Here is a 15,896-nt window from a genome sequence, read left to right on the forward strand (position 1 = left end):
GAGCCGTGGTCCGGTGGGAAGCGCCCACGCGCGCGTGCCGCGTTCTCCACGCGCGCTCCGCCCCTTTCCCTGCGTACCGCTCCCGTCGCGCGCTCCGCCGCTCGTCCTGCGCGCCGCTCCCGTCGCGTGCTATGCGTCCTCCTCCGCCAGCCAGCCGAAGCTCTTCTCCACGGCCTTGCGCCAGTTGCGGTACTCACGCTCGCGTACCGGTGCCTCCATGGCGGGCGTCCACTGCGCGTCCTGCCGCCAGTGCGACTTCAGCTCGTCCAGGTCGTCCCACACTCCCGTGGCGAGTCCGGCCGCGTACGCGGCGCCCAGGCAGGTGGTCTCGGACACCCGGGGCCGGATCACCGGGACGCCGAGCACGTCCGCCTGGTGCTGCATGAGCAGGTTGTTCTTCGTCATGCCGCCGTCCACCTTCAGGGTGGTGATCGGCACCCCGGAGTCCTGGTACATGGCGTCCACGACCTCCCGCGTCTGCCAGCTCGTCGCCTCCAGCACCGCACGCGCGAGGTGCGCCCTGGTGACGTACCGGGTCAGCCCGGTGACGACCCCGCGCGCGTCGGAGCGCCAGTAGGGCGCGAACAGACCGGAGAAGGCGGGCACGATGTAGGCGCCGCCGTTGTCCTCGACGCTGGCGGCCAGTGTCTCGATCTCGTCGGCGGTGCGGATGATCCCGAGCTGATCGCGGAACCACTGGACGAGGGCGCCCGTTATCGCTATGGACCCTTCCAGGCAGTACACCGGCGCCTCCCCGCCGATCTTGTAGCCCATCGTCGTCAGCAGCCCGCTCTTGGAGGGCACCGGCCTGCCGCCGGTGTTCAGCAGCAGGAAACTGCCGGTGCCGTAGGTGTTCTTCGCGGTGCCGACGTCGTAGCAGGCCTGCCCGAACACGGCCGCCTGCTGGTCGCCCAGCGCGGAGGCCACCGGCACCCCGGCGAGCTGCCCGACCGCGGTGCCGTACACCTCCGCTGAGGACCTGATCTCGGGGAGCACGGCTTCGGGAAGGTTCATCGCGGACAGGATGGAGGGATCCCATTGGAGGGTCTCCAGGTTCATCAGCATGGTGCGGGAGGCGTTCGTGACGTCGGTGACGTGCCGGCCGCCGTCGGTGCCGCCGGTGAGGTTCCAGATCAGCCAGGAGTCGATGGTCCCGAAGGCGATCTCGCCGTGCTCGGCCCGCCGGCGCAGGCCGGGCACCTGGTCCAGCAGCCAGGCCGCCTTCGGGCCGGAGAAGTAGCTGGCCAGCGGCAGTCCCGTCGACTCGCGGAAGCGGTCCTGGCCGTCCGTGCCGCCCAGTTCGTGGCACAGGGCGGCGGTGCGGGTGTCCTGCCACACGATCGCGTTGTGCACGGGCTTGCCGGTCGCCCGGTCCCACAGGACCGTGGTCTCACGCTGGTTGGTGATGCCGAGCGCGCTCAGCCGCTCCGCGCGCAGTCCGGCCCTGGCGAGTGCGCCGGCCACCACGGCCTGCACCTTGGACCAGATCTCGGTGGCGTCGTGCTCCACCCAGCCCGGTTTGGGGAAGATCTGGCGGTGCTCGCGCTGGTCGACGGCGACGATGGCGCCGCTGTGGTCGAAGATGATGCAGCGGCTGGACGTGGTGCCCTGGTCGATGGCGGCGACGTACTTCTCGGCGGTGTCCGTCATGGCTGTCCCTGGGTCGCTGGATCGGTCGCTGGATCGGGTCGCTGGGGGGGGCTTCGTGGAAGGCCGCGGGCAGGCGGCCGAGCCCGGAGCGGGGCGAAGAGCCGGTTCGTGGGCGGTGGTGCGCAGGCCGGTTCGTGGGCGGGGGCCGAGAGCCCGGCCGCGAGCGGGTCCGAAGGCCGTTCGTGAGCGGGTCCGCAGGCCGGTTCGTGAGCGGGTTTAGAAGGCCAGGTTGTAGACGAGGCCGGCGAGCGCTCCGCCGATGAGCGGGCCGACGACCGGGATCCAGGCGTAACCCCAGTCGGACGTACCCTTGTTCGGTATCGGCAGGAACGAGTGCACGAGGCGTGGCCCGAGGTCGCGGGCGGGGTTGATGGCATAGCCCGTCGGGCCGCCGAGGGAGAGCCCGATGCCGACGACGAGCAGGGACACGATCAGCACGGTGGTGCCGGACTCACCGAGCCCTTTCGTCAGCCCGAAGGCGAGAACGGGCAGCACCAGTGCCATGGTCGCGATGATCTCGGTGACGAGATTGGCGAGGGGACTGCGGATCTCCGGGATCGTCGAGAAGACGCCCAGGGTCGGCAGCGGTTCGCCGGCCGTGTCGGGTGCGGTTCCTTCCTGGTGGACATTGGCCCGGAACTGCGCGAGATACACCAGATAGGCCAGTACGGCGCCGAGCATGGCGCCGACGATCTGGCCCAGCAGATACACCCAGACCTTGCCCCACTCGCCGGTGTCCACGGCGATGCCGATGGTGACCGCGGGATTGAGCTGACCCCCGGAGAGGGGAGCGGCCGTGTACGCGCCGGCGAGCACCCCGAAACCCCAGCCGAACGCGATCACGACCCAGCCCGAGCCCCGTGCCTTGGAGTACTTGAGGGTCACGGCGGCACAGACACCGGCGCCGAACAGGATCAGGATCGCGGTGCCGATGACCTCGCCGACGAAAATGTCTCCGTTGCTCATGGCGGCTCCCTTGGCCCGGTGGGGCGATCAGCCCCGACCCCCCGTGCAGGAACGGTTCCCTTGGCGACTTCAGCCGAAGGCAGGAAGGCCCCGCGCCCCGCCCGGCGTCCGTGACGAGCGTGCCGTCGCAGCCGGATCGCCATGGCGGGACGGGCCGTGGAGCAGGACGGACCCATGGCGCGGTGCCTGATGACGCCGAGAGGGTACGGCGGAGTCGGCTGACACCGGGAAGTGTTCACCGGCGCCCGGGGGGCGTCAAGGCTGCCGGCAGCGACGGTGACAGTGGCTCACCGCGTGTCCGAGCCACGCCGTTCGGCGCGCCTGTGCGGGGGAGTTCACCAACGTGGCTCGGCGGCCGCGTACCCGGGCCGGGCCGGTGCCGCTGCCGAGCCGCCGCGACGGATCTCGTGACCGGGCATCCCCGCGCGGCCGAGGACCCAGCTCGCACCGGTGAGCGCCTTGGCCGCCTTCTTCAGCGGAGCCAGCTGGGCGGCGGCCTGGCGGTGGTCGCCGACGCTGCCGGGGGCGCACACGACCGTCGCGAGCGACAGCGTGACCGGCCGGCCGCCGGCCGACCAGGGCGCGTCGAGCACGGTGGCGGACAGCGGACCCAGCGCCGCCTCGTCGCCCAGCAGCAGGAAGTCGTCCCCGCCGATGTGCCCCACGCGCGCGTGAGCGCCGATCGTCTGCTGCAGTGCTCGGCCCACCGACCGGATCAGCTCGTCGCCGGCCGCGAATCCGGCACCGTCGTTGACCTGTTTGAAGTGGTCGATGTCCAGCCAGCTGAGGGCGAACGCCCGCCCCTCCGCGATCCACCGGTCCACCTCACCCGTGATCGCGTCCGAACCGGGCAGCCGGGTGAGCGGATTGAGGCCGGCCGCCTCCTCGACCCGGCTCTCGGCCAGTGCCCGCACCAGATCCGCGAGCCGTACGACGCCCACGCACCGGCCGCGCTCGTCGACCACCGCCACATCGTCCGAGGTCCGGTCGCGGCCGCCGACCGCCACCACGTCCAGCACTTCCCAGGCGGTGGCGTCGGCGCCGACCGTCCGGGGCGCGTCGCCGAGTTTGAAGGCCGGCCGGTCGGCGTACAGGGCGTGACCGTAGGGGCCCGACATCGACAGCAGGAAGCGCGAGCGGTGCACCGACCGGACGGGCCTTCCGCCGTGGTCCGCCAGCAGGACACCGGACACGTCCGGCGATCCGGTCAGCAACGCCCGCACCTGCCTCGCCGAGGCGGTCACCGGCAGCACGGCGGCCGGACGCACGAACTCCCGGACCGAAGGCCCCGACCGGGGCGGCAGCGGGCTGCCCGGTGAGCGGGGCGGAACGTAGACGTCCGCCACGGGGATCCGGGCCGGCGGCGCGAACAGCTCACCCTGGGCCAGCTGCGCGCCGGCGGCCACGGCCGCCGCGCACTGCAGTTCGGTCTCCACCCCCTCCACCGCGACCAGGGCGCCCAGCTCCTCGCACAGTGTGCGCATCGCCCGCACGGCGGCCGGCCGGGCCAGCAGCGAGGCGTCGAGCTTGACCAGATCCGGCGACAGATCGGTGAGCAGCCTGAGCGGCACGTCGCCGTCCCCGATGCCGTCCGCGCAGATCCGGAAGCCCTGCGCGCGGAGCCCGGTCACGGCCTCCAGCAGAGCCCGCTGCGGCACATGCGTGTACGGCGGGACGATGTCGAGCGTCACCTCCCAGGGCGTGCGCCCGGCCGCCCGCACGGCGTCGTGCAGCGGCGTGAGACCACCGAGGTCCGCCAGTGTGGCCGCGAACACGTTGAGATGCAGCGGGAGCAGGGTCTCCTTGCGTGCCGCCGCACGGAGCGCCAACACGGTCAGCGCACCGTCGAGTTCGGGGTCGCGGCGGGCCTCGGCCAGCACGTCGCCGGTCTCCGGGCGCGCAAGTGTCTCCAGGGCGGCGACCGCGCCCGTCCTCAGGTTGACCACCGGCTGGAAGGCGAAGCGGAGAGTGTCCGTCCAGGAGTGCACGGGAGCATGATGGCGCCGCCCGGGGACGCCCAGGCGCAGTTCATGAGACGTTCACGCAGGTTTCCGGGCTGATCACACAGCGTGTCGGGAAGGGGCTCGTCTCACGCGCGATGCGCTCGGCAGCCCCGGTCAGCTCACCGCGATCACCGACGATCCATGGCCGAACAGCCCCTGGTTGGCAGTGATGCCCACGCATGCCCCGGCGACCTGCCGGTCACCGGCGGCGCCCCGCAACTGCCAGGTCAGCTCGCAGACCTGGGCGACGGCCTGGGCGGGCACCGCCTCACCGAACGAGGCCAGGCCGCCACTGGGGTTGACGGGTATGCGGCCGCCGGGTGCCGTGGCGCCCTCGCGCAGCAGCTTCGCGCCCTCACCCGCGCCGCAGAGTCCCAGATCCTCGTACCACTGCAACTCCAGTGCCGTGGACAGGTCGTACACCTCGGCCAGGTCCAGGTCCTCCGGGCCGATCCCCGCCTCCTCGTAGGCGGTCCGGGCGATGGACGCCCGGAAGGACTCCGCCGGGGGGTCCACCGTGGGCGCGCAGTCCGTCGCGATGTCGGGCAGGTCCAGCACCGTGTTCGGGAAGCGGGGGGTCACCGTGGACACGGCCCGGATCCGTACCGGCCGGGGCACCCCGTGCCGGTGTGCGAACTCCACGCTGGACAGCACCAGGGCGGCGCCACCGTCGGACGTGGCGCAGATGTCGAGCAGCCGCAGCGGGTCGGCGACCACGGCGGATGCCGCGACCTCCTCGGCCGTGACCCGCTTGCGGTAGCGGGCGTACGGGTTGAGCGCGCCGAATGCCGCGTTCTTCACCTTCACCAGGGCGAAATCCTCCGGCGTGTCCCCGTGCACCGCCATCCGCCGTCTGGCGTACAGCCCGAAGTACGCCGGATTCGTCGCGCCCAGCAGGCGGAAGCGCAGCCAGTCGGGATCGTCGGGTCGGTCGCCGCCCGCCGGCCGGAAAAACCCCTTGGGCGCGGCGTCCGCTCCGACGACGAGCACGGTGTCCGCGAGCCCCGCGAGGATCTGCGCCCGCGCCGCGGCGATCGCCTGTGCGCCCGACGCACAGGCCGCGTACACACTGGCGACCCTGGCCCCCTGCCAGCCGAGCGCCTGGGCGAACGTCGCTCCCGCCACGAATCCCGGGTATCCGCCGCGCACGGTGTCGGCGCCCACGATCGAGCCGACGTCCCGCCATCGCAGGCCGGCGTCCGCGAGCGCCGCCCGGGCCGCCGCCGTCCCGTACTCGACGAAGCCGCGGCCCCATTTGCCCCAGGGGTGCATGCCCACGCCCAGCACCGCCACGTCCGCCGTCACGCCGTCACCCCCTTCGGCCGCCAGTGCCAGACGGTCCAGGTCGTCTCCGCGTCCTCGTGGAGCACCCCGGGGACGGCCTCCACCTCCATGCCCACCGCCAGGCCGGCGACGGTGACCCCCGCGGCCCCCTGCCCAAGCACCACGATCCCCTCGGCCTCCAGCTCCACCGCGATCAACGCGTACGGCTCCCAGGAAAGTTCCGGACTGCTCACATAGGGTGACGGAGGCCGGTATCTGCTGTCGGTGTACGACCAGATCCGTCCGGTTCTAGACAGCGGCCATTCCTCTAGGGAGCCACCCTCGCAGTGCGGGTTTCGGCAGTGGACGTCCTCGCGCGGGAAGAAGACCGAGGTGCAGGACGAGCAGCGCGTGCCCAGCAGCCGGAAGTCCTCCCCCTCGCCGGTGAACCATCCGGCGACCGCCGGTGTGTACGTGCGCGGCAAAACCCCTCCCCGAGACGCGATCTGACGAAGCGTCAGAAGTCTGCCATGCGGCACCGGAAAAGGGCAGGCCGTCTCGGTGAACCGAAACGCCCCCCGCGGCGTCGTGTTACAGGAGGGGCGGCCGGGATCGACGGGGGTGACTCCGGCCGCCCCTCCCGGATCCGTCGATTCCCCGCCCACCGCGGCCGGAAGACGTCCTCCCCGTGATCGGATACAGTCCGCGCGTGTCCGAAAACCAACACCTATCTGCCAACTCCACGTCTGGCTCCTACTGTTCGAGCTGCGGAGCGCCCTACGGAGACGGCGTCACCGGCTGGCCGCGCATCTGTCCCCGGTGCGGCTCGGTGGCCTACCGCAATCCACTGCCGGTCGCGGTCGCGCTCCAGCCCGTGTACGACACCAAGGGCACGGCCCTGGTCGTCGTCACCCGGACCATCGCCCCGGCGCGCGGCGGCACCGCGCTGCCCGGTGGTTACGTCGACGACCGGGAGGACTGGAAACAAGCCGTCGTACGGGAACTCCGTGAGGAGACCGGAATCGAGGCGGCCGCCCGCGATGTCCGCCTGATGGACGCGATGAGCTCGCCCGATGGGCACCTGCTGCTCTTCGGGCTTCTCCCGGAGCGCCCGACCGAGGGGCTTCCGCCCTCCAACCCGACGGACGAGACCGAGGGCTGGCACCTGCTGCGCAGGCCGGACGAACTCGCCTTCCCGCTGCACACCTTGGCCGCGCGGGCCTGGTTCGAGGGCCGCTACATCTGACGGCGCCCTCTGGCCCGCGCGAGCGCACACGGCTGGACGAGCCTGCCGAGTGCCGAGTGCCGAGTGCCGAGTGCCGAGTGCCGAGTGCCAGGCCGCGGACGCGTGACACGGCCCGACCGGACCGACCACACGCGACACCCCCCGCCCGAACCCCGTACGCGGCCGTCGCGGGCTCAGCACGGCCGCCGCGGGCTCAGCCGAGCCCGCGCACCCGCACCGGACAGTGCGGCTCACCGCTGCCGTCCTGCCCTTCCCGGGTGACCACCACCTCCGGGCCCTGCCGGCGGGCGACGTAGCGTTCGATCTCCGGATCGTCCCACCCGTCGCCCGCGTCCGGCACCACCAGACCGCCCCCCGTACGGCCCGGCGCGGGAGCCCACACCTCCAGCTCCAGCCCGCCGTCGGCACCGCGTACGGGCACCACCGCCCCCGCGCGCGCGAACACCGGTATCCGGGACAGCGGCGCGTCGACGAGAACCTGCGTCGGCCCCTCGTACGCCTCTTCCGTCGCCGTGTCGTACCAACGGCCCCGCGGCAGCTGCACCGCACGCCGGCCGGCACCGGGATCCAGGACCGGAGCGATCAGCAGGGCGTCACCGAGCAGAAACGTGTCCTCGCAGTCGCGCAGCGCCCGGTCCTCCGGTGCCCCCCACCACAGTGGCCGCACATAGGGCGCGCCGGTCCGCCGGGCCAGATGCGCCAGCGTCACGAAGTACGGCAGCAGCCGCCGGCGTTCGAGCAGCGCCACGCGCGCGTGCTCCAGCACCTCGGCACCGAACTCCCACGGCTCCCTGCGCCCCGCACGCAACGACGCGTGCGTGCGGAAGAGCGGCAGATACGCGCCCAGCTGGAACCACCGCAGGTACAGCTCGGGCGAGGGGCTGCCGTCGAAGCCGCCCACGTCGGGACCCGAGTACGGCACCCCGCACAGTCCGAGCCCCAGCACCAGCGACAGTGACGCCCGCAGCCCGGGCCACCCCGTCGCCACATCCCCCGACCACGTGCCCCCGTACCGCTGCGAGCCGGCCCAGCCGGAGCGGGAGAACACGAAGGGCCGCTCCCGCGGAGACAGCTCGAGCAGCCCCTCGTAGGCCGCCCGGGCCATGCACAGCGCATACACGTTGTGCGCTTCCCGGTGGTCGCCGCCACGCCCCTCCAAGGCGTGCCGGGCCGAACGCGGCAGCGTCCGCTCCCCGAAGGCGCTGAACGACGTCGGCTCGTTCATGTCGTGCCAGAACCCCGCGAAGCCCTGCCCCAGCCGTTCCTCGTAGAGCCCGCCCCACCACTTGCGCACGCGCGCGTGCGTGAAATCCGGAAAGACCGACTCTCCCGCCCACGCCATGCCCCGCACCGTGCGCCCCGAGGCGTCCCGCACGAACGCGTCCACCGCCGAGCCGGCGTCGTACACGGCATTGCCCGGCTCGGCCGGCACGGCCGGATCCACTATCGACACCAGCCGGATCCCGTCCCGGCGCAGCTCCTCGGCGAGCACGGCCAGCTTGGGGAAGCCGTCGTGGTCGACGGTGAACACCCGGTGGTCCTCGTGGTGGTCGATGTCCAGATGCACGGCGTCCAGCGGCAGACCACGCTCCTGGTAACCCCTGACGATCCGGCGGACCTCCTGCTCACTGCCGAAACCCCACCGCGCGTGATGGTGGCCGAGCGCCCACGCGGGCGGCACGGAGGGTGCCCCCGTCAGCGACGCCCAGGTGTGCAGCACGCGCGCGGGAGCGCCCACCAGCACCCAGCAGCGCAGCGGACCCCCCTCCATCCGCACCTCACAGCGGCCCATCCGGTCGTGCCCGGACCCGGCGCCCTCCTCGCCCTCGCGCAGTACCACCGTGCCGTCCCACGTGGTGTCGTGGAACACCAGATGCGTACCGGCGTCCGCCACCACGAGCTGCACCGGCATGGTCAGGTACAGCGGATCGTCACCGGGACCGAACGCCCGGCCCGGGTCGGTGTTCCACAGCCGGTACGTACCGTCCCGCAGCCGGGGGCCCGAGGCCCGCCCACCGAGGCCGAAGAACCGGGCGTCCGCCGTCACCTCCGACCGCTGCACCCAGCGTGCGGCACCTGCGCCGTCCGGCTCCCACCAGCGCGGCGGCTGATCCCGCCGCAGCGTCACCCCGCCGGGGGTGCAGACCTGAACGGCACCGTGCCGGGACACGACGACCGTCACCCGCTCGGCGACCACCCGCCAGCCGCCGTCCTTGTCCGGCTCCAGCACCGCCCGCGGATCCGGCTCCGGGCTGCTCCCCGCGAGCGCGTACGACGGCTGCGGGCCCGCACCGTCCCAGCCCCAGAAGACGGCCCCGCTCACCGCGACGGTGATCCGCAGCTCGGACCGGCCGAAGTGGATCAGGCCGCCCCCCGGCCCCGGCTCCACGGCCCGCACCTGCCCCGGGACCCGCGCCCGCTCCGCCCCCCGCCGCGGCAGCCCGGTCGCGTCGATACGCCTCCTGCGCCACGCGGCACGTACGGTACGCAACCCCCGAGCCACCCGTCCCGAATTGCCCACACTCACCGAACGCACCAGGTCACGACCGTCCATGCTGCTCACCCTGCCACCGAGCGCCCCACGCGCGTGTGTCGTTCATCTGCCGTTCACCCGTGTCAGGGCCACATCTTCATGACACGGACTATGTGGGGCCCACCCTGGTGCAGAAGTCGATCACATGGCATCGTCCCTGTCAGCCGCGTCACGCGCACACCCCAGCCCGTGCGCGGACCGACGCCCACGACGCGCACAGCCGGGAGCCGCCCCATGTCGACCGCGAACCCCAAGCCGCTCTGGCAGCCCGATCCCGAGCGGATCGCCCAGGCACGCATCACCCAGTTCCAGGCCTGGGCCGCCGAGCACCACGGCGCGCCGGCCCAGGGAGGCTACCCGGCGCTGCACCGATGGTCCGTCGAACAGCTGGACACCTTCTGGCAAGCCGTCGCGGAGTGGTTCGACGTACGGTTCTCGTCCCCCTACGCGCGCGTGCTGGGCGACCGCTCCATGCCAGGCGCCCAGTGGTTCCCCGGGGCCACCCTGAACTACGCCGAACACGCCCTGCGCGCCGCGGACGACCGCGCGGACGAACCCGCCCTGCTGCACGTGGACGAGACGCACGAACCACGCCCGGTGACCTGGTCCGAGCTGCGCCGCCAGGTCGGCTCCCTGGCCGCCGAACTCCGCGCCCTCGGGGTACGCCCCGGCGACCGCGTCAGCGGCTACCTCCCCAACATCCCGCAGGCAGTCGTCGCCTTCCTCGCCACCGCCGCGGTGGGCGCCGTCTGGACCTCCTGCGCCCCGGACTTCGGCGCCCGCAGTGTCCTCGACCGTTTCCAGCAGGTGGAGCCGGTCGTCCTGTTCACCGTCGACGGCTACCGCTACGGCGGCAAGGAGCACGATCGCCGCGAGACCGTCGCCGAGCTGCGCGGCGAGCTGCCCACCCTGCGCGCCGTCGTGCACATCCCGCTCCTGGGCACCGAGGCACCCGAGGGCGCCCTGGAGTGGTCGGCGCTGACGGCGGGGGACACCGCACCCGTCTTCGAACAGGTCCCGTTCGACCATCCCCTGTGGGTCCTGTACTCCTCCGGCACGACCGGCCTCCCCAAGGCCATCGTCCAGTCCCAGGGCGGCATCCTGCTCGAACACCTCAAACAACTCGGGCTGCACTGCGACCTGGGACCCGAGGACCGTTTCTTCTGGTACACCTCGACCGGCTGGATGATGTGGAACTTCCTCGTCTCCGGCCTGCTCACCGGAACGACGATCGTCCTGTACGACGGCAGCCCCGGCTACCCGGACACCGGCGCGCAGTGGCGCATCGCCGAACGCACCGGCGCCACCCTCTACGGCACCTCGGCCGCCTACGTCATGGCCTGCCGCAAGGCCGGGGTCCACCCCGCCCGCGAGCACGACCTGTCCACGGTCCGGTGCGTCGCCACCACGGGCTCACCCCTGCCGCCGGACGGCTTCCGCTGGCTGCACGACGAGGTGCGCGACGACCTGTGGATCGCCTCCGTCAGCGGCGGCACCGACGTCTGCTCCTGTTTCGCCGGGGCCGTGCCGACCCTCCCCGTGTACACCGGCGAGCTCCAGGCGCCCGGACTCGGCACCGACCTGCAGTCCTGGGACCCCAGCGGCGAACCGCTCACCGACGAGGTCGGGGAACTGGTCGTCACCAACCCCATGCCGTCCATGCCCATCCGCTTCTGGAACGACCCCGACGGCAGCCGCTACCACGGCAGCTACTTCGACACCTACCCCGGCGTCTGGCGCCACGGCGACTGGATCACCCTCACCTCACGCGGGTCCGTGATCATCCACGGCCGGTCCGACTCCACCCTCAACCGGCAGGGCGTGCGCATGGGCTCAGCCGACATCTACGAAGTCGTCGAGCGACTCCCCGAGATCAAGGAATCCCTCGTCATCGGCGTCGAACAGCCCGACGGCGGCTACTGGATGCCGCTGTTCCTGCACCTGGCGCCGGGCGCCACCCTCGACGAGGACCTCCTGAACCGGATCAAACAGGCCATCCGCGCACAGCTCTCGCCCCGGCACGTGCCCGACGAGATCATCCAGGTGCCCGGCATCCCGCACACCCTCACCGGCAAGCGCATCGAGGTCCCCGTCAAGCGCCTCCTGCAGGGCACACCGCTGGAGAAGGCCGTCAACCCCGGCTCCATCGACAACCTCGCCCTGCTCGGGTTCTACGAGGAACTCGCCCGCAAGCGCGCCTGACAGCGAGAAGTCACCATCCACACGGGGCCCCGGGCCCGCCAACGCCACGAGACCCGGGGCCACCACCCGCTTCGGCCCTTCCCCCAACCGCTCCGACCTGCGCGTACGACAGCCGTGCCGGACCCGCGACCACCGGCCGGACCCCCATTGTCAGTGCCGCCGGTTACGGTGAGTGAGCATTGATCGACTGCGCAACAGGGGGAAACATGGCGCACACCGAGCACCAAACCATGCGACGCGTCCTGCACCGCGAGATCGCCGGCACCATCGGCCTGCTCACCGACGAACACGACTTCCGCGCCATGCGGCGCTACCGCAGCTTCACCTTCGACGACCACGCGATCTACCTGCGGCAGGTGGAGGCCGTCCTCAGGACCCGGGCCGCCCAGGGCAGCCACACGACGATCGCCCTGTTCGACCCCGAGGACTACGCCGTCTACTGCGCGGAGAACGGCCTCGACCCGGAAGCCGCGACCAGCCGCACCCGGTTCACGGCGGAACTGGCCGCCACCGGTCCCACCGTCCCCTACGACGGCCGGCCCCTCACCACACTCCTGCCGATCCTCGTGGACGAAGCCGTACGCCAGGCCACCTGGGAGTACGCCACCACCCTCCTCACCCGCCTCGGCCCGTGCCCCACCTGCGGCGAGGACATCGGCAGGGCGGCCTTCACCCGCGCCGCCGAACTCCTGGCCCGCATCCTCGACGCCGCACCGCCCGGCGACCGGCACCTGGTGTGCAGCGTCTCCGGACCACCGGACACGCTCATCTCCGTCCTGCACGGCGAGCAGGACCCCGGAGGCGACACCCGGCTCGACGAGGCCGAGACCCTCGAATTCACCAGCGTCCTCGCACTCGGCCTCGGCACCCGCAGCCCCGGCGGACTCGTCATGCGCACCAGCACCCCCGCCACCCCCGACCGCGTCTACGGCTGGCGGCTGCGCGCCGGCCGGCTCGAACCACTCACCGCCTCGGAGGTGTTCGACGCCTACTGCACCGACGTCGAATCCGGCGACCTCATCTCCCCGGAGTCGGGCGTCGACTACTGCGAACCCCCCGACCTCGGAGAGGAGAGCACCGGACAAGGACACCGCCACTGACCGCACACCGAAAGGCCGGCAGAACGCACCAGGGGCGCCCCACCCGAAGGCGGGACGCCCCTGATCACCCGACGCCACGAACGACGCCGGCAGGCCTACTCGCCCGACAGCACCGCCTGAGCCGCGCTGCGCGCCTCCTCCGCGCTGTCCGACGCACGCGCGGCCGCCGCGGCCCGCTCGCACTGCGCCAGCGTGTACTTGGCCAGCGTCGCCCGCACGTACGGAATCGACGCCGCGCCCATGGAGAGAGAGGTGACGCCCAGACCGGTCAGCACACAGGCCATCAGCGGATCGGACGCTGCCTCGCCGCACACACCGCAGCTCTTGCCCTCGGCCCCGGCCGCCTCCGCGGACAGGGCGACCAGGTCGAGGAGCGCCGGCTGCCACGGGTCCTGAAGCCGCGAGACCGCACCCACCTGCCGGTCGGCGGCGAAGGTGTACTGAGCGAGGTCGTTGGTGCCCAAGGACAGGAACTCGACCTCCTGCAGGACCGAACGCGCCCGCAGGGCGGCGGAGGGGATCTCCACCATCGCGCCGAACTTCGCGCGCAGCCCGGCCTCGCGGCAGGCGTCCGCGAAGGCCTTCGCGTCCGCGCGGTCCGCCACCATGGGCGCCATGACCTCGAGGTAGACCGGCAGCCCCTCGGCGGCCTTCGCCAGCGCGGTGAGCTGCGTGCGCAGGATCTCCGGGTGGTCCAGCAGCGTGCGCAGACCCCGGACACCGAGCGCGGGGTTCGGCTCGTCCGCGGGGGTCAGGAAGTCCAACGGCTTGTCCGCACCCGCGTCCAGCACGCGCACGACCACACGACCCTCGGGGAACGCCTCCAGCACCTGCCGGTAGGCCTCCACCTGCTTCTCCTCGGAAGGAGCGTTCGCACTGTCGTCGAGGAACAGGAACTCGGTACGGAACAGACCGACACCCTCGGCGCCGGCCTCCAGGGCCGCCGGCACGTCCGCCGGGCCGCCGACGTTGGCCAGCAGCGGCACCTTGTGCCCGTCCGCCGTCACGCCCGGCCCGGTCGAGGCCGTCAGCGCGGCCCTGCGCTCGGCGGCCGCGGCCTCCAGCTCCGCCTTCTTCCGCTCGCCCGGGTTGACGAAGACGTCCCCGGTGCTGCCGTCCACCGCGACGACCGTGCCCTCGGCCAGCTCACCGGCCCCCGGCAGCGCCACGACGGCCGGCACGCCCAGCGCACGCGCCAGGATCGCGCTGTGACTCGTCGGACCGCCCTCCTCCGTCACGAAGCCGAGCACCAGGGACGGGTCGAGCAGTGCCGTGTCGGCGGGAGCGAGATCGCGCGCGACGAGCACATAGGGCTGGTCGCTGTCCGGGACACCCGGCATCGGCACGCCGAGCAAGCGGGCGACGATACGGTTCCGCACGTCGTCGAGGTCGGCCACGCGACCGGCGAGGTACTCACCGGCACCGGCCAGCAGCTCCCGGTATGCGGCGAACGCGTCGTACACCGCACGCTCGGCCGTGCTGCCGACGGCGATCCGCCGGTCCACGTCGGCCATCAGCTCGGGGTCCTGCGCCATCATGGCCTGCGCCTCGAGCACCGCCTGGGCTTCACCCCCCGCCAGATTGCCGCGCGCCATCAGGTCGGCGGCCACGGCGTCCACGGCCTGGCGGGCGCGGCCCTGCTCGCGCTCCGCGTCCTCACCGGGGATCTGCTTGGCCGGTGGCTCCAGGACCGCCGTACCCATGTGCCGAACCTCGCCGATCGCCACGCCATGGCTCACGCCGACGCCTCGCAGCGTTGTCTCCATCTCACCGTCTCCGATAGTGCGGCGGGTCCCGCCGCCGCAGTGGTTGTCCTGTCCGCCGTCGTGCGACGGCACTGCCGTCAGCTCCAGGCGAAGAGACTGTCGCCGGCCTTCACGTCACCACTGTCACGGAGGTCGGAGAGGGACTCGGCCGTGGCTTCGAGCGCGACGACGGGGCACACCGGAGACTTCCCGGCGGCCTCCACCGCCGCCGGGTTCCAGCGCACGATGCTCTGACCGCGCGTCACGGTGTCGCCCTTGTTGACGAGCAGCTCGAAGCCCTCGCCGTTGAGCTGCACGGTGTCGATGCCGAGATGGGTGAGTACACCGTGTCCGCTGTCGTCCACCACCACGAAGGCGTGCGGGTGCAGGGAGACGATGACGCCGTCCACGGGCGCCACGGCCACGGAGGGCTCACGCACGGGGTCGATCGCGGTGCCCGGGCCGACCATGGCCCCGGAGAAGACCGGATCCGGCACGGCGGCCAGTCCGATGGCACGTCCGGCGAGCGGGGACGTCACGGTGGTCATGGGAAGCCTCCCAAGGAGTGGAGCTGCTTACGGGCCGCACTGGCTGTCCCGGACGGCGCACTGAGCAGCAGGGTATGTCATAAGAAGTGGCGGTTCCGGATAGAAGCTACCAGTAAGTGGTCTAGACCACCAACCCAACGGATTTGCACCGGCTTCGACGCTCCGTGTACTGTCGTACTCCTGCTCGGGGCGGTGAGGTGCGACAGCATCCCTGCCCGGCAGGAGCCAAACTCTTCAGATCCTATCTCTGGGTCTCCTTCTGCATGCTCGCAGGGGGTGGTCAGGGAGACGGAAAAACCCTGGTAGAGTTTGAAACACCGAAGGGAAGCCCGGAGGAAAGCCCGAGAGGGTGAGTACAAAGGAAGCGACCGTTCCTTGAGAACTCAACAGCGTGCCAAAAATCAACGCCAGATATGTTGATACCCCGTCTCCGGTCATCACGATCGGGGCGAGGTTCCTTTGAAAAAACACAGCGAGGACGCTGAGAACGTCGGGCCTATTCCGCCTGACTGTTCCGCTCATCGTGTGTGTGCACCGGCTGAATTAATTTTCCGGCCGAGTAAACATTCACGGAGAGTTTGATCCTGGCTCAGGACGAACGCTGGCGGCGTGCTTAACACATGCAAGTCGAACGATGAAC

General features: G+C 71.8%; 11 protein-coding genes and 1 rRNA gene. 4 read left to right on the forward strand and 8 right to left on the reverse strand.

The window, feature by feature from the left end; all coding sequences use genetic code 11:
- Positions 1-129 precede the first annotated feature (129 nt).
- The 5 genes from glpK to ACGFT2_RS18605 form a co-directional block, all read right to left on the reverse strand.
- Complete coding sequence (glpK, locus tag ACGFT2_RS18585) at positions 130-1,650, reverse strand: glycerol kinase GlpK (RefSeq protein ID WP_393279174.1); 1,521 nt, start codon at positions 1,648-1,650, stop codon at positions 130-132.
- Between the two features lie 216 nt (positions 1,651-1,866).
- Positions 1,867-2,616 carry an MIP/aquaporin family protein gene (locus tag ACGFT2_RS18590; RefSeq protein WP_393279176.1) on the reverse strand — a complete coding sequence of 250 codons (750 nt, stop codon included), beginning with the start codon at positions 2,614-2,616 and terminating at the stop codon, positions 1,867-1,869.
- A 335-nt stretch (positions 2,617-2,951) separates the two neighbouring features.
- Positions 2,952-4,604, reverse strand: a complete 1,653-nt coding sequence (locus ACGFT2_RS18595) for an EAL domain-containing protein (RefSeq protein WP_393279178.1) — start codon at positions 4,602-4,604, stop codon at positions 2,952-2,954.
- A 129-nt stretch (positions 4,605-4,733) separates the two neighbouring features.
- The gene (locus tag ACGFT2_RS18600) at positions 4,734-5,924 is read right to left on the reverse strand and encodes a lipid-transfer protein (RefSeq protein ID WP_393279180.1); all 1,191 of its coding nucleotides are present in this window, start codon (positions 5,922-5,924) and stop codon (positions 4,734-4,736) included.
- Positions 5,921-6,367, reverse strand: a complete 447-nt coding sequence (locus ACGFT2_RS18605) for a Zn-ribbon domain-containing OB-fold protein (RefSeq protein ID WP_393279182.1) — start codon at positions 6,365-6,367, stop codon at positions 5,921-5,923. Before ACGFT2_RS18605 ends, ACGFT2_RS18600 begins: the two co-directional genes overlap by 4 nt.
- A 224-nt stretch (positions 6,368-6,591) precedes the next feature.
- Here ACGFT2_RS18605 and ACGFT2_RS18610 point away from each other — a divergent pair, with 224 nt between their 5' ends.
- Complete coding sequence (locus tag ACGFT2_RS18610) at positions 6,592-7,128, forward strand: NUDIX domain-containing protein (protein ID WP_393279184.1); 537 nt, start codon at positions 6,592-6,594, stop codon at positions 7,126-7,128.
- A 193-nt stretch (positions 7,129-7,321) separates the two neighbouring features.
- On the opposite strand, the gene ACGFT2_RS18615 is transcribed toward ACGFT2_RS18610, so the two are convergent.
- Positions 7,322-9,682, reverse strand: coding sequence for a glycoside hydrolase family 31 protein (locus tag ACGFT2_RS18615; RefSeq protein ID WP_393279186.1), 2,361 nt, complete (start codon positions 9,680-9,682; stop codon positions 7,322-7,324).
- A 213-nt stretch (positions 9,683-9,895) separates the two neighbouring features.
- Between ACGFT2_RS18615 and ACGFT2_RS18620 the strand changes: the two genes are divergently transcribed.
- Together ACGFT2_RS18620 and ACGFT2_RS18625 are read left to right on the forward strand one after the other, a co-directional pair.
- Positions 9,896-11,863 carry an acetoacetate--CoA ligase gene (locus tag ACGFT2_RS18620; RefSeq protein WP_393279188.1) on the forward strand — a complete coding sequence of 656 codons (1,968 nt, stop codon included), beginning with the start codon at positions 9,896-9,898 and terminating at the stop codon, positions 11,861-11,863.
- 206 nt (positions 11,864-12,069) lie between these two features.
- Positions 12,070-12,963 (forward strand): hypothetical protein, encoded by an 894-nt coding sequence (locus ACGFT2_RS18625; RefSeq protein WP_393279190.1) that lies wholly within the window; start codon positions 12,070-12,072, stop codon positions 12,961-12,963.
- 95 nt (positions 12,964-13,058) lie between these two features.
- On the opposite strand, the gene ptsP is transcribed toward ACGFT2_RS18625, so the two are convergent.
- On the reverse strand, positions 13,059-14,729 hold the full coding sequence (ptsP, locus tag ACGFT2_RS18630) for a phosphoenolpyruvate--protein phosphotransferase (protein ID WP_393279192.1): 1,671 nt from the start codon (positions 14,727-14,729) through the stop codon (positions 13,059-13,061).
- Between the two features lie 77 nt (positions 14,730-14,806).
- Positions 14,807-15,256: a PTS glucose transporter subunit IIA gene (locus tag ACGFT2_RS18635; protein ID WP_393279194.1), complete on the reverse strand. Its 450-nt coding sequence runs from the start codon at positions 15,254-15,256 to the stop codon at positions 14,807-14,809.
- Between the two features lie 566 nt (positions 15,257-15,822).
- Between ACGFT2_RS18635 and ACGFT2_RS18640 the strand changes: the two genes are divergently transcribed.
- Positions 15,823-15,896 (forward strand): 16S ribosomal RNA (locus ACGFT2_RS18640); the annotation flags it as partial.

This window comes from Streptomyces sp. NPDC048514, assembly GCF_043199955.1.
Classification (GTDB): domain Bacteria; phylum Actinomycetota; class Actinomycetes; order Streptomycetales; family Streptomycetaceae; genus Streptomyces.